We start from the raw sequence: 12,092 nt of genomic DNA on the forward strand, positions 1-12,092 counted from the left end.
GTGCCACGGCTCAGTTCGGGCACCCCTTGCAGTTTCGCCGGTCGGAATGTCTCCCACAACGCATCTTGCCTTCATCAACGTCTTCATCGGCGACATCCAGGGCGGTCTCGGCCCGTTTCTCGGAACCTGGCTGGCCGAGGCGGCCTCATGGAGTCCGGCGCGGGTCGGCTTCGTCATCACGCTGGTCGGGTTCGGGACGCTGTTCCTGAGCGGCCCGTTCGGCGCGCTGGTGGACCGCTTTCCGAAGCCCCGCCTGCTGATCGCGCTCGCCTGCAGCGGGATTCTGGCCGGGACGCTGCTCCTGCTGCCGGCGCGCAGCTTCGCCGCGGTGCTGTTCGCCCAGCTCCTGGCCGCAGCGGGCGGCACGCTGTTGCTGCCGGCGGTCGCCGCCTTGACCCTCGGGATCGTCGGGAAGGACGGCTTTCCCAAGCAGCAGGGGCGCAATCAGGCCTTCAACCATATCGGTATCCTGGTCGCGGCCGGCGGCATCAGCCTGGGGACGGGGTATTTCGGCCCGGCCATCGCCTTCTGGGTGCTCGGCGCCATGGCGGTGGCCGCGATCGTCGCGAGCCTGACGACGCCGGCCAGCGCCTGGAACCGGCGGCGGGCGGTGGGATGGCAGGAGGATGCGGAGGACGAGCCCCAGCGCGGCGGAATCCGGCAGGTCCTGGGTAACCGCCGGCTCCTCGTGCTGACGGTGGCGCTGACCCTGTTCAACCTCGGCAATGGCGGCATGCTCTCGCTGCTCGGCCAGAAGCTCGTGGCCACCGCGGCTGACGCGACCACCTGGACGGCCCGCTACGTGATGGTCGCGCAGCTCGTGATGGTGCCGGTGGCGCTGTTTGCCGGCTCGCTCGCGGACAAGCGGGGGCGGCGCCAGCTTCTGATGGTCGCCTTTGCGGTTCTGCCGGTCCGGGCCGTCATGTCCGGCCTGATCGACGATCCGGTCTGGCTCATCGCCGCCGAGGTTCTGGACGGCGTGGCCTCGGGGATCGTCGGGGTGGCGGTGCCGGTGGTGGTCGCGGACCTGACCTGGGGCTCCGGCCGGACCCAGACGGCCCTAGGCAGCGTCAATGCGGTGCAGGGAGTCGGGGGCGCCCTGTCGGGCTGGTACGGCGGCTTGTCCTACAGCCTGTTCGGCTGGACCGGCGCGTTCCTCGCCCTCGGCGTGCCGGCGCTTTTCGCCCTGGGCCTCGTGATCTGGCTCGACGCCACGCCCGAGCCCGGCCGACGCCGCAAGCGGCGGGAGCGGCGCAGCGCGGCGATGCAGCAGGCCTGAGCCCCGGACACAAAAAAGCCCGGCCAAACGGACCGGGCTTGTTTCAACGTCTGTAAGGTCGATCAACCGATATGCGGGCTGCCGGTGGCAGCGGGGAACCGATCGGCCAAGGCGCGGCGGAGCTTCTCAAGGGCCCGGTTTTCGATCTGGCGGACCCGCTCCTTCGAAATGCCGAGGCGCTGCCCAAGGGCTTCGAGCGTCGCCTGATCCTCGGCGAGCCGGCGCTCGCGCAGGATGCGCAACTCGCGCTCGGAGAGGACAGTCAGCGCCTGCTGAAGCCAGCTGAGGCGCCGCTCACCATCGACCGTGGCGCTCACCGTCTCGTCCGGCAACGCGGCGCCATCGACGAGGAAATCCATCCGCTCCGAGGAGGCGTCGCTATCCTCACCCACGGGAGCGTTGAGCGACATGTCCGGGCCGGACAGACGGGCGTCCATCAGGGCGACGTCGTCGCGCGAGACGCCGATGGCGGTGGCGATGCGGCGGTGGATCTCGTCGCCGACATGCTCCTCGGTCGACTGCATCAGCCGGGCGCGCAGGCGGCGCAGGTTGAAGAACAGGGCCTTCTGAGCCGAGGAGGTGCCACCGCGCACGATCGACCAATTGCGCAGGATGTAGTCCTGGATCGAGGCGCGGATCCACCATGTCGCGTAGGTGGAGAAGCGGACATCCCGCTCCGGCTCGAACCGGGCGGCGGCTTCCATCAGGCCGACGTGGCCTTCCTGGACGAGATCGGCCATCGGCAGGCCGTAGTGACGAAAACGCCCCGCCAGGGCGATGACGAGGCGCATGTGGGCCGAGATCAGGCGATGAAGGGCACGCTCGTCGCGATTGTCCTTCCAGCTGACGGCAAGACCACGTTCCTCCTCGCGGGCCAGGAACGGCGCCTCCATCGCAGTCCGGATGAACTGCCTGCGTATCCCTGCGATCTCAGCCATTCCGCCTGCCTCTTGTTGTCGAGTGCTGGTGCGGCGCCGGACCTTCTGGCCGGCGCACAGGCGCAGCCGCAAAGCAACGCCTGGCCATCGACAACGGGAGGCTCAAGGAGAAAGTTCCGCACCGCTGCCGTTGAATGCGACAGGCGGCCGGGCACGATTTCGTGTTCCGTTAGGGTGACATGGGGGGCGGGGATCGCGAGTCCAGCCCCTCGGGTGCAAAAACGTCGCGCCCCGGGTGGGCAGGCGGTGCGCCCATAAAAAAACCCGGCCGCAAGGGCCGGGTCTGTCGGTGCTGCAGGGAGACGTGTCGCTCAGGCGGCTTCTTCCTGAATGTCGTCGCTCTCGCCCTCGGGCTCCGCCTCGGCCTCGGCCTCGCTCTTGGCCCGGCGCGGAGACTTCGCGAGGCTCTGCTCGATGAGCTTGAGCGCCTCGGTCTCGGTGATGCGGTTCACGGAGGAGATCTCCCGCACGATCCTGTCGAGGGCCGCTTCGTAGAGCTGACGCTCGGAATAGGACTGCTCGGGCTGGGCCTCGGAGCGGAAGAGATCCCGCACCACTTCTGTCACGGAGAGCAGGTCGCCCGAATTGATCTTGGCCTCGTATTCCTGAGCCCGGCGCGACCACATGGTGCGCTTGACCCGGGCGCGGCCGGTCAGCAGGTCGAGGGCCTTCTTCACCAGCTCCGGCTCGGCGAGCTTGCGCATGCCGACACTGTTGGCCTTCGCGGTCGGTACGCGCAGGACCATCTTGTCCTTCTCGAACGAGACGACGAACAGCTCAAGCTTGTAGCCCGCGATTTCCTGCTCCTCGATCGCAGTGATGCGACCGACGCCGTGGGCCGGATACACGACAGACTCGCCGGTCTTGAAACCTTGCCGGCCTGTGGTCGTCGTCTTCTTGGCTGTGGTCATGCGAGAAGGGCCTCCACTGGCGCGCAGCGTCCAGCGCCGCACGAAACCGTGTTCTTCCGGGCGGGACACCCGGTTTGCCTCGCCGCTCCCGAGCCCTCGCCACGTGCAAGGGCCGGGGAATTCCCCGGCGCAACCGCGCAAACGCCTGGACCTCCCGCCGAAACATTTTCGGCGGTCAATCGCGTACCACTCCTATGACCCACGATGATCGAAGGTGTTTCAACCGGAGGAGGCACGTCAGGCACGAGCGACGGCAGGCAGATTGTCTACCACAATCTGGCGCGCAGAGCAAAGCATACCGGAAGACGTGCGCGGGCCCATGGACGGCATCCGTGCCCGGCGACACCGCGTTTTACACCGGCTTGGCCGGAGGGAAATGAGCCTGTTGCAGGGCTGGGCTTCGCCAGCTGCAGATCAGGCCGCGCGGGCGACGGGCGCGGACGACCCCACCGCTTTTCCCCGGTCCGGCCCGCCTGTCTCGGGCCGGCATCACGGCGTGAGGATCGCCGCGCCCGCTCAGTCGCCCGAGCCGGGGTTGGCCGAGAAGTAGGCCTCAAGCTTTCCGGACTTGCCGTCCCAGTCCTTGGCGTCGGCCGGCGCCTCTTTCTTCTGCGTGATGTTCGGCCAGGTTTTGGCGTAGTCGGCGTTCAACTTCAGCCACGTGCCGAGGTTCGACTCGGTGTCGGGCTTGATCGCCTCGGCGGGGCATTCCGGCTCGCAGACGCCGCAATCGATGCACTCATCCGGGTGGATGACGAGCATGTTCTCGCCCTCGTAGAAGCAATCGACCGGACAGACCTCGACACAGTCCGTGTACTTGCACTTGATGCAATTGTCGGTGACGACATAGGTCATCGGATGTCTTCGTCCTCAAACACGACTTGGCCCGGGCGGAGCCTCGGGATGGCCCGCACGCCCGGGTGGCACTGCGAGGGAATGCCGGTGCAGCTCGGCTCTGGGCCGGGCTTTGGAGGCAACGGCCTTAGACTCTGGCTCCCGGGCTGACAAGCGCGCGGGCGCCGCATCCCGACCTCGCCCGAGCGCTGTTGCCCAGCCTCATCACCCGGGGGGCTCCGGCGCAGCGGCTGCGCCCGACAGGTCGTCGTAGAGCAGACGCGCCTCCGGTGCCGGTCCTCGCCGCATTCCGAGATCGAGCACCCGGACCGCCAGCGTGGCGTGCGGCGCGGCCACGGTCACCACGTCGCCGATGCCGATTCCCTTGGCGGGATTCTCGGCGCGTACCCCGTTCACCCGCACGAAGCCGCCGGTGGCGAGCTGCGCCGCGAGGGAGCGAGTCCGCGCGAAGCGCGCGAACCACAACCACTTGTCGAGGCGCTGCCGGTCTTCCCGCATGCGCGGGGGTCAGCGCTTCCCGCCGTCGCCAGCTTCGAGCTGCGCCTTGAGCGCCGCCAGCTTGGCGAAGGGCGAATCCGGATCCGGCGCCCGCTCGCGTCGTGGCGGCCGCGAGTCGGGCCGCGGACCCGCGTTACGCTGCTCGGCCCCACGCTGGTCGTCCCGGCGCTCGGGACGGCCGGTCCCCTCGAAGCGGTCGCGACGGGAGCCACGCTCCCGCCCGGGACGCGGGCCGCCCTCGCCACCCTCGGCGCGGCGCGGCTCCGGCCGGCCACCCTCGGGCCGGCCGCCGTCCGGACGGTTTTGGCCCTGTTGCTGACCGGGCTGGCCGCCGTCCCGGCCTCGACCGGCCCCACGCGGGCGGTTCTGCGGGCGCTGATGGGCCGGACGCTGGTGACGCTGGAGGCGCCAGACCTCGATCAACGGCACTTCGGCGGAGGTTTCACCCGCGGCCCCGTCGGCCTCCGGCGCGGTCTCTGTCTCGGTAGCCACCTCGACGGGCTCGGCCTCGCTGGCGGGTTCCGGTGCCGTCGCCTCGGAAGCGGCCTTCGGCTCCGGGCCGGGCTCGACATGCGGCGCAGCGTCGGCCTCGGGCTCTTCCCGGACGCCGGCCGTCTCGTGTTCCTCAGCCGCGGCCGCATCGACTGCCGGGCCTTCATCGATCTCGGGACTCGCGTCGGCCGCTTCCGAGGTCGTGGCGGCTTCTGCCGGGCTCTCGGCCTCCGTGGCCGCGGCCTTGGCGGCAGGTCCCTCACCGGCGGCGTCCTCACCGGTTGCCTCGGCCGCCCCATCGGCTTCCGCGGCCGGAGCCTCGTCGCCGGTGATCTCTGCAGCCTCCGCCTGCGCGGTGACCGATTCATCGGAGGCGGTTTCGGCGGTGGCCGTCGCGGCGGGTGTCGTGGCGGCGGCCGGGACCAGCGGCACGGTGATGGCCGGGCCGGGCCGCGGCTCCACGTTGTAGCCGAGCGATTTCAGGATCGAGGCGAAGTCCTCGCCCGAGCAGCCGACCAGCGAGGTCATGCCGACGGTGGCCACGAAGCCGTCACCGTCGGCCGTGCCGTCCGGCGGGGCGCCCGGCGTGGTGCCGGGCCGGTAGGCGATTGCCGGCCGGATCAGGTCGGCGAGCCGCTCCAAAATATCGACCCGCACGGCGCGCTCGCCGCTCACCCGGAAGCCGGCCGCGCGGTAGAGGCCCTTGGCGATCTCGCGATCGACCTTGATCGAGGTGCGTCCGGAACCGGCCAGATGCGCGATCTCGTCGAGGCCGCGCTGGTCGAGGCCGCCGTTGCGCAGGGCCCAGAGCTGGGCCGCGAGCGTGCGCGGCGCCGGCTTCAGCAGGGCCGGCAGGAAGATGTGGTAGGCGCCGAAGCGGACGCCGTGGCGGCGCAGGGCCCCGCGGCCGTCCTGATCGAGGCTGCGCATCTCGTGCGCCACCTTCGAGCGTTCCAGGACGCCGAGCGCCTCGACCACCTGATAGCCGATACCCTTGGCGAGACCGGTGAGATCGGCCGCGGTCTCGATCTCCATCAGCGGGCCGAGCAGGCGGACGATATAGGCTTTCAGCCACGCATCGAGGCGCGCCTCGACCTTTTCGCGGTGAGCGCCGGTCAAGCTGTCGTCGGCCAGCAGACGAATCTGCGGGGCGAACAGCTTCTCGCCGGGGTTGAGCTTGGCCACCGGCGCGCCGGTCCAGCGGATCGTACCATCATGCGCGAGCACGAGGGTCGAATCGGCCGTTGCCGAGAACCGGTCGGCCCGGGTCTCGATCTCCCCGGCGAGCGCCTTATCGGCGGCGCTCCTCAGGGTCTTGGCTTCGTGACCCTCCGCGGTGGCATCGGGAACGAACAGGAATCCGTGAAGGTGGCCGACATGCTGACCCTCGACGGTGACGTCACCGTCGGCGGTGATCTGGGCTTCGAGCATCGTGTTCTCTCTCAGGCGCCGCATCAGGACGCTTGTGCGCCTGTCCACGAAGCGGCTCGCGAGGCGTTCGTGCAGGGCGTCGGACAGCCTGTCCTCTACCCGACGCGTCTCGCCCTGCCAATGTTCTGGGTCGCGCAGCCAGTCGGGACGGTTTGCCACGAAGGTCCAGGTGCGTCCGTGGGCGATCCGGCGGGACAGGGTATCGATGTCGCCGTCGGTGCGGTCGATCATCGCGACCTGCTCGGCGAACCACGCGTCGGGGATGCGGCCCGCCATGCCCTTCATGAGGAATCGGTAGAGCTGGGCCACGAGGTCGGCATGCACCTGCGGGTGGACCTTGCGGTAATCCGGCACGCCGCAGACGTCCCAGAGGCGGCGCACCGTGGCGGCGCTGCGCGCCATGTCGCGGACGTCGTCCTCCTTCATCAAGATCTCGAGGGCCTGCTGATCCTCGCCCATAGGGGCGCGGGTCAGGCCCGATTCGCGCGGGTGCTCGTCCAGGCTCGCCTGCAGCCCCTCCAGGCTTGAGAAGCTCAGATCCGGGTTGCGCCATTGCAGGATGCGCAGGGGGTCGAAATCGTGTGCCTCCAGCCGCTCGACCAGTTCGGCCTCGAAGGGCGGGCAGCGCCCGGTGGAGCCGAATGTGCCGTCCGCGAGGTGGCGCCCGGCCCGGCCGGCGATCTGACCCATCTCGGCGGGGGTGAGCTTGCGGAAGCGGGTGCCGTCGTACTTCCAGTTCGCTGCGAACGCGACGTGATCCACGTCGAGGTTGAGGCCCATCCCGACGGCGTCCGTGGCGACGAGGTAATCCACGTCGCCCGCCTGGTACATCTCGACCTGGGCGTTGCGGGTGCGCGGCGAGAGGGCGCCCAGCACCACCGCGGCGCCGCCGCGCTGGCGGCGGATCAGCTCGGCGATGGCGTAGACCTCCTCGGCCGAGAACGCGACGATCGCGGTGCGCCGGGGCAGACGCGACAGGCGCTTCTCCCCCGCGAAGGTGAGTTGCGACAGCCGCGGCCGGGTCGTGGTCTGGACGTTGGGAATCAGGCTCTGGACCAGCGGCAGCATGGTCGAGGAGCCGATCAGCAGGGTCTCCTCCCGGCCGCGGACGTAGAGCAGGCGATCGGTGAAGACGTGGCCGCGGTCCATGTCGGCGGCGAGCTGGATCTCGTCGATGGCGACGTAGGCCACGTCGAGGTCGCGGGGCATCGCCTCGATGGTGCAGATCCAGTAGCGCGGCCGGTCCGGCTTGATCTTCTCCTCGCCGGTCACCAGCGCGACCTTGTCGAGGCCGACCTTGGCGACGACGCGCAGGTAGACCTCCCGGGCGAGCAGCCGCAGGGGCAGCCCGATCATCCCGGTCGGATGCGCGAGCATCCGCTCGATGGCGAGATGCGTCTTGCCGGTGTTGGTCGGCCCGAGGACCGCCATGACGCCGCGGGCGCGGGCATCGCGGGACAGCGAGCGGCTGGGCGTGGGGCGGAGCAGCGCGTCGATGGTCGGCGGTTCCTTCGGATGAAGGCCGTCGCGGCGCCGTCGCGGCGCGGGCGGGGAGGGGCTGTGGAGGCCGGTCGCGTCAGGGACGATAGGGCCGGCTTGATCTCCCCCCATATGGGATGCCACCGCCTCCAGGTCCAACAGGTTCACCCTGCGGCGTGACGAGCGGGTAGACGTCGACCTGCGTCGTCGGCGTGCCCGGCTGGGGTGCGAGGTCGGCGCAGAGCGTGTCGGGCATCGCCACGAGGGGGCCGCGGCGGTGCTGGACGATCTCGGCGGAGGAGAAGGCGTCGCCGCCGCAGCTCGACTCCGCGGAGCCGGCGGTCAGCGGCTGCCCGGCGGCCGGGCCGGCGAGGGCGGTCAGAGCGAGGGCGATTCGGAGGGTGGGCGCGCGCATCCGGCATTATCGCGGGAATCGTGAAGATTCATGCCACCGCCTGTGGCACGCCGAGATAGCCGTGCACGGCGCGCAGAACACGGCGCTCCAGATCCTCGCCGTCCCGCTCGCCGCGCTCGCCCGCGGCGTCGACCATGCCGCGCACGAGGGCGAAGAGGTCGCCCGCGGCAGTTCCGGGTTCGGCCGGAAGCGCGGCGCCGAGGCGTGCCAGCAGGGCCAGCAGCGCAGCTGTCACGTCCTCGGCGACGGAGCCCAGGGTGTCGGCGAGTTGGAGCCGACTCTCTTCCCGGTCGAGAAGCAGCGCCAGGCGAGGCCGCGCCATCTGGTGGGTGACGCAAGCCCGAACGATCAGGCGGAGCCCGTCCTCCGGTGTCGCGGCGCCCGGCGCTGCGCGCACCGCCTCAATCAGCACAGCGGTCTCCCGGGCCAGCAGGGCCGCGGTCAGCGCCTCCTTGCCGGGGAAGTACTGGTAGACCGAGCCGATCGACACGCCCGCCCGCTCGGCGACGGCGTTGGTCGTGTAGCCGTCCAGGCCGTTTTCCTCGAGAACGCGAGCCGCGCCCTCCAGGATCGTCCGCACCGTCTCGGCCGAGCGCGATTGTCCCGGACTTTTCCGGGGCTTGAGCGCCGGCCGGCGCGGCCGCGCGGCGCTCATGAAGGCGAGTACGTCGCAGGCCCGGCCAAAGGCATCATCGTGGCGTTCCGACAGACTTCTGGAGCGTAGAACCCCATGTCCGACAAGACCTTCGACCCCAAGCTCACCGTCTTCATGCTGGTGAAGACCTCCCCCGAATGGCTCGCCTTGCCGATCGACGATCGCTTCGCGCGGTTGCGTGAGACCTTTGAGCCGATCCTGCGGCGGCATGCCGAAACGGTGCGGCTCCGCTTCTACGACGCCGAGTTCTACACCGCCCGCCTGACCGACCTCTGGGTCTGGGAGGCCGCCGATCATCACGCCTATGAACTCGTCGTCGAGGCCCTGCGCGAGACGGCGTTCTGGGACCGGTGGTTCGCGATCGTCGAGATCATTCCGGCGGTGGAGAACGCCTACGCGACGAATTACGGCCAAGTCCCGCTGGCGGCCTGACCGGTGGACGAGGGGGCGGCTCAGTCCGCCCCTTCGACCAGCACCACCTCGCCGATTCCCGCCGGCCGGCGCTTGGCGATGGCGGCCTGATATTCCGGCGAGAAATAGTAGGCGCGCGCCGCCTCGTAGGATTCGAATTGCAGCACGACGTTGCGCGGCCGGGCCTCGCCCTCGAGCGCCTCACTGCGACCGCCGCGCACCAGCGGCGTGCAGCCGTACTTGCGCATGGCCTCGGAGGCCATGGCGGCGTATTCCTTGTAGGCGTCCGGATCGGTGACCGTCATCCGGACGATGATGTAGCCCTTGGGCATTCGCTGGCCTCCCTGGCGCGGCTGTCGCACCAAGCGGACGTGCCGGGAAACCGGCCTCCCGTCAAAGCCCGCGCGCTACTCCCCCTGCAGGCTCGCCTGCGCGACGCTGGCGCCGGCGGCCCCTGCCGTGCCGGTGGTGCCCGCCGTGCCGCCCTGGGTCCAGCGGGACGCCTCGATGATGTTGGTGCCGATCGTGGTGAGCACCGAGATGCGCAGCGGGATCAGTGCCCGCGTCCCCTCGACGGGGGCGAGCCAGACCGACATCTCGCGGTTCTCCTCCATGAATTTCACCCCCGGCCGGTCCGGCCGGTGGCCGGCCACCGCCTGGTAGCGGGCGGTGCACACAAGGACCTGGCCCGCGTAGCCGGGCTTCTGCACCGGGCGGGTCTCGGCGTAGCTGAGCACCACGTTGAAGCGGGTCGCACCGTCGAAGACCGGCAGGGTCCGGTTGCAGTTCTCAGGGTCGAGCGGCTCGCCGCGGCCCTGGACCGGCATCAGCAGGGCACTCACCGGATCGAGGATGCCGCGCGTGTGGGCGGGGGTCACCGGCACGCGGTCCTGCATGTCGATGAGCGGCGGCGTGATCTCGGCCTGCACGACGTTCCCGTGGGCCAGCGCCATGCGCACCGCGATGCCGGAACTGGCCGTGTGGGTCGCGATCGAGAAGGCGCCCGGCTGCGGCGCCGCCGCGAACGTTCCCGAAGCCCGGGCCGACCCCTTGCCGCCGGTGATCGCGCCGACGAGGCCGGTGAGCACCGCCGACACGTCCATGACGTAGCGATCGCGCTCGAAGGTGCCGGCGAGACGCGCGGTGCCGATCGGCAGGCCGGCGAGGTTGATGCTGTAATCGACCGCCAGGGTGGCGGCCGGCGCCGCCGCCCGCTTCGACCGGCCGGTGCGTGCGGAGACGTCGGCGGGCGCGACGAGCGCCGCAACCGCGAGGGCGCCGACGACCAGCCGTCCGGCGGCGTGCTTCGTCGGCGACTTGATCGTCCGATGGTCAGGCGTGGCGCTCATGATCCGGATCGCATCCCAGGACGGGCGGCCGAGGACTTGGGTCCCGCGTCTGCCCTCTCGAACACACCCGCCCGGCGGCATCCTCGCGACGCCCGAAGCCGGGTGAGGCGCCTTCCTGCGGGGTGAAGAAGGCTATATCCCGGCATCGTGGTTAACAGACCGTTGGACCGCACGGGCAGCTTGCCGCCTGACCGGACCTTGACGCGACGCCCCTGCGTCGCCTATAGGCTCGCGCCTTCAACAGGACTCCGCCGGACCTGGAAAACGCAACGGGCACTGCCCGCTGCGGCAAAGATCGCGCTGGCCGTGATCGGGTCTTTCGAGCGGAACGAGACGGGATCGTTATTTATCATGGCGCGCCGCTGCGAACTCACCGGCAAGGCCGTTCAGGTCGGCCACCTCGTGAGCCACTCGAACCACAAGACCAAGTGCCGGTTCCTGCCGAACCTGTGCAACGTCACCCTCCAGTCCGACGCGCTCGGCAAGCGGGTGCGCCTGCGCGTCACCGCGCACGCCCTGCGCTCGGTGGAGCATCGCGGCGGGCTCGACGCCTTCCTGATCAAGGCTGGCGAGGGCGACCTGTCGCAGACCGCCCGCCTGCTGAAGCGCGAGATTCACAAGAAGCTCGCCGAGACCCCGGCCATCGCGGCCTGACGTTTCGGGCGTCTCGCCCTTCGTCATTTGCTGATGAACCGAACACCGCCACGGCCCACGAGGCTGCGGCGGTGTTCGCTTGCGCGTTCGGCAAGACGGGTCGCCGCTATGCTGGGTCTGCCCGCGCGATTCGCACCAGCCATTGCCGGATGACCGCCTGGTCGGCAGTTCCGAGATTGCCCAGCATCTCCGCCTCCAGCGCGTAGACGCGCCCCTTGGCGGCTTCGAGGAGCGATTGTCCCGCCACCGTGAGCGCGATCGTCTGAATGCGGTCGTGGATCCGGTGCGGTTGCCGCGCGATCAGATCGGCCTTCAGCAGATTCGCCACGATCACGCTCATCGTCTGCGGCGTCAGCAGCGCGAGGCGAGCCAGATCGGCGTTGCTGTGCCCTGGATAGGCCGCCAGCATGGTCAGCACCGAGAATTGCGGGAGCATCAGGCCGAGATCGGCCAGCACGCGCTCGACGCGGTTGCGGTGCGCCTGCGCGGCGGCGGGATGGTCGCGTTGGCCGGCTGGCGGATCGAGGAGAACCTGATCCACGGCCGGCACCTCTATGTCGACAATCTCGTGACCGAAGCGGCGGAACGGAGCACGGGCCTCGGCGGCGCGATGCTGACCCATCTCTTCGGGCTCGCCCGTGGAGCCGGGTGCGCGAAGCTCCTGCTCGACACACCCGTCACCAACGTGCGTGGCCACCGCTACTACGAGCGCCAGGGGCTGGCCG

The 12,092-nt window shown here is 70.0% G+C and carries 13 protein-coding genes and 1 pseudogene; 4 read left to right on the top strand and 10 right to left on the bottom strand.

Annotated elements, in window-relative coordinates:
* Positions 1 to 46 precede the first annotated feature (46 nt).
* A complete protein-coding gene (locus MKK84_RS16790) occupies positions 47 to 1,279 on the top strand; it encodes an MFS transporter (protein ID WP_243921624.1) in 1,233 nt (410 codons plus the stop codon).
* 62 nt (positions 1,280 to 1,341) lie between these two features.
* On the opposite strand, the gene MKK84_RS16795 is transcribed toward MKK84_RS16790, so the two are convergent.
* From MKK84_RS16795 to MKK84_RS16825, 7 genes are all read right to left on the bottom strand, one after another.
* On the bottom strand, positions 1,342 to 2,217 hold the full coding sequence (locus MKK84_RS16795; protein ID WP_243921626.1) for an RNA polymerase factor sigma-32: 876 nt from the start codon (positions 2,215 to 2,217) through the stop codon (positions 1,342 to 1,344).
* Between the two features lie 311 nt (positions 2,218 to 2,528).
* Complete coding sequence (locus MKK84_RS16800; RefSeq protein ID WP_243921627.1) at positions 2,529 to 3,128, bottom strand: CarD family transcriptional regulator; 600 nt, start codon at positions 3,126 to 3,128, stop codon at positions 2,529 to 2,531.
* A 516-nt stretch (positions 3,129 to 3,644) separates the two neighbouring features.
* Complete coding sequence (gene fdxA / locus MKK84_RS16805) at positions 3,645 to 3,983, bottom strand: ferredoxin FdxA (RefSeq protein ID WP_243921629.1); 339 nt, start codon at positions 3,981 to 3,983, stop codon at positions 3,645 to 3,647.
* A 204-nt stretch (positions 3,984 to 4,187) separates the two neighbouring features.
* Entirely contained in the window at positions 4,188 to 4,481 is a 294-nt protein-coding gene (locus MKK84_RS16810) for an RNA-binding S4 domain-containing protein (protein ID WP_243921631.1), read from the bottom strand.
* Between the two features lie 9 nt (positions 4,482 to 4,490).
* Positions 4,491 to 7,835 carry a helicase-related protein gene (locus MKK84_RS16815; protein WP_243921633.1) on the bottom strand — a complete coding sequence of 1,115 codons (3,345 nt, stop codon included), beginning with the start codon at positions 7,833 to 7,835 and terminating at the stop codon, positions 4,491 to 4,493.
* A 145-nt stretch (positions 7,836 to 7,980) separates the two neighbouring features.
* Positions 7,981 to 8,298: a hypothetical protein gene (locus MKK84_RS16820; protein ID WP_243921635.1), complete on the bottom strand. Its 318-nt coding sequence runs from the start codon at positions 8,296 to 8,298 to the stop codon at positions 7,981 to 7,983.
* Between the two features lie 28 nt (positions 8,299 to 8,326).
* A complete protein-coding gene (locus tag MKK84_RS16825) occupies positions 8,327 to 8,953 on the bottom strand; it encodes a TetR/AcrR family transcriptional regulator (protein ID WP_243921637.1) in 627 nt (208 codons plus the stop codon).
* Between the two features lie 75 nt (positions 8,954 to 9,028).
* Here MKK84_RS16825 and MKK84_RS16830 point away from each other — a divergent pair, with 75 nt between their 5' ends.
* Positions 9,029 to 9,385, top strand: coding sequence for a darcynin family protein (locus MKK84_RS16830; protein WP_243921639.1), 357 nt, complete (start codon positions 9,029 to 9,031; stop codon positions 9,383 to 9,385).
* Between the two features lie 20 nt (positions 9,386 to 9,405).
* On the opposite strand, the gene MKK84_RS16835 is transcribed toward MKK84_RS16830, so the two are convergent.
* Positions 9,406 to 9,696 (bottom strand): DUF1330 domain-containing protein, encoded by a 291-nt coding sequence (locus MKK84_RS16835; protein ID WP_243921641.1) that lies wholly within the window; start codon positions 9,694 to 9,696, stop codon positions 9,406 to 9,408.
* Positions 9,697 to 9,771: 75 nt separating this feature from the next.
* Positions 9,772 to 10,713: a DUF3108 domain-containing protein gene (locus MKK84_RS16840; protein WP_243921643.1), complete on the bottom strand. Its 942-nt coding sequence runs from the start codon at positions 10,711 to 10,713 to the stop codon at positions 9,772 to 9,774.
* A 351-nt stretch (positions 10,714 to 11,064) separates the two neighbouring features.
* Here MKK84_RS16840 and rpmB point away from each other — a divergent pair, with 351 nt between their 5' ends.
* Positions 11,065 to 11,367 carry a 50S ribosomal protein L28 gene (gene rpmB / locus MKK84_RS16845; RefSeq protein ID WP_243921645.1) on the top strand — a complete coding sequence of 101 codons (303 nt, stop codon included), beginning with the start codon at positions 11,065 to 11,067 and terminating at the stop codon, positions 11,365 to 11,367.
* A 106-nt stretch (positions 11,368 to 11,473) separates the two neighbouring features.
* Here the strand turns inward: rpmB and MKK84_RS16850 are convergent, their stop codons facing one another.
* Positions 11,474 to 11,917, bottom strand: a complete 444-nt coding sequence (locus tag MKK84_RS16850; protein WP_409566519.1) for a MarR family winged helix-turn-helix transcriptional regulator — start codon at positions 11,915 to 11,917, stop codon at positions 11,474 to 11,476.
* On the opposite strand from MKK84_RS16850, the pseudogene MKK84_RS35955 reads away from it, so the two are divergent.
* Positions 11,864 to 12,025 (top strand): annotated as a pseudogene (locus MKK84_RS35955) (hypothetical protein); the annotation flags it as partial. The gene MKK84_RS16850 and the pseudogene MKK84_RS35955 overlap by 54 nt on opposite strands.
* Between the last annotated feature and the right edge of the window lie 67 nt (positions 12,026 to 12,092).

The organism is Methylobacterium sp. E-065 (genome assembly GCF_022829605.1).
Classification (GTDB): domain Bacteria; phylum Pseudomonadota; class Alphaproteobacteria; order Rhizobiales; family Beijerinckiaceae; genus Methylobacterium.

Bases quoted from the DNA above. Each gene is read 5' to 3' on its own strand.
- fdxA (WP_243921629.1), bottom strand. From the start codon at position 3,983: ATGACCTATGTCGTCACCGACAATTGCATCAAGTGCAAGTACACGGAC.
- MKK84_RS16800 (WP_243921627.1), bottom strand. From the start codon at position 3,128: ATGACCACAGCCAAGAAGACGACGACCACAGGCCGGCAAGGTTTCAAG.
- MKK84_RS16790 (WP_243921624.1), top strand. From the start codon at position 47: ATGTCTCCCACAACGCATCTTGCCTTCATCAACGTCTTCATCGGCGAC.
- MKK84_RS16840 (WP_243921643.1), bottom strand. From the start codon at position 10,713: ATGAGCGCCACGCCTGACCATCGGACGATCAAGTCGCCGACGAAGCAC.
- MKK84_RS16835 (WP_243921641.1), bottom strand. From the start codon at position 9,696: ATGCCCAAGGGCTACATCATCGTCCGGATGACGGTCACCGATCCGGAC.
- MKK84_RS16815 (WP_243921633.1), bottom strand. From the start codon at position 7,835: ATGGCGGTCCTCGGGCCGACCAACACCGGCAAGACGCATCTCGCCATC.
- MKK84_RS16825 (WP_243921637.1), bottom strand. From the start codon at position 8,953: ATGAGCGCCGCGCGGCCGCGCCGGCCGGCGCTCAAGCCCCGGAAAAGT.
- MKK84_RS16820 (WP_243921635.1), bottom strand. From the start codon at position 8,298: ATGCGCGCGCCCACCCTCCGAATCGCCCTCGCTCTGACCGCCCTCGCC.
- MKK84_RS16830 (WP_243921639.1), top strand. From the start codon at position 9,029: ATGTCCGACAAGACCTTCGACCCCAAGCTCACCGTCTTCATGCTGGTG.
- MKK84_RS16795 (WP_243921626.1), bottom strand. From the start codon at position 2,217: ATGGCTGAGATCGCAGGGATACGCAGGCAGTTCATCCGGACTGCGATG.
- rpmB (WP_243921645.1), top strand. From the start codon at position 11,065: ATGGCGCGCCGCTGCGAACTCACCGGCAAGGCCGTTCAGGTCGGCCAC.
- MKK84_RS16810 (WP_243921631.1), bottom strand. From the start codon at position 4,481: ATGCGGGAAGACCGGCAGCGCCTCGACAAGTGGTTGTGGTTCGCGCGC.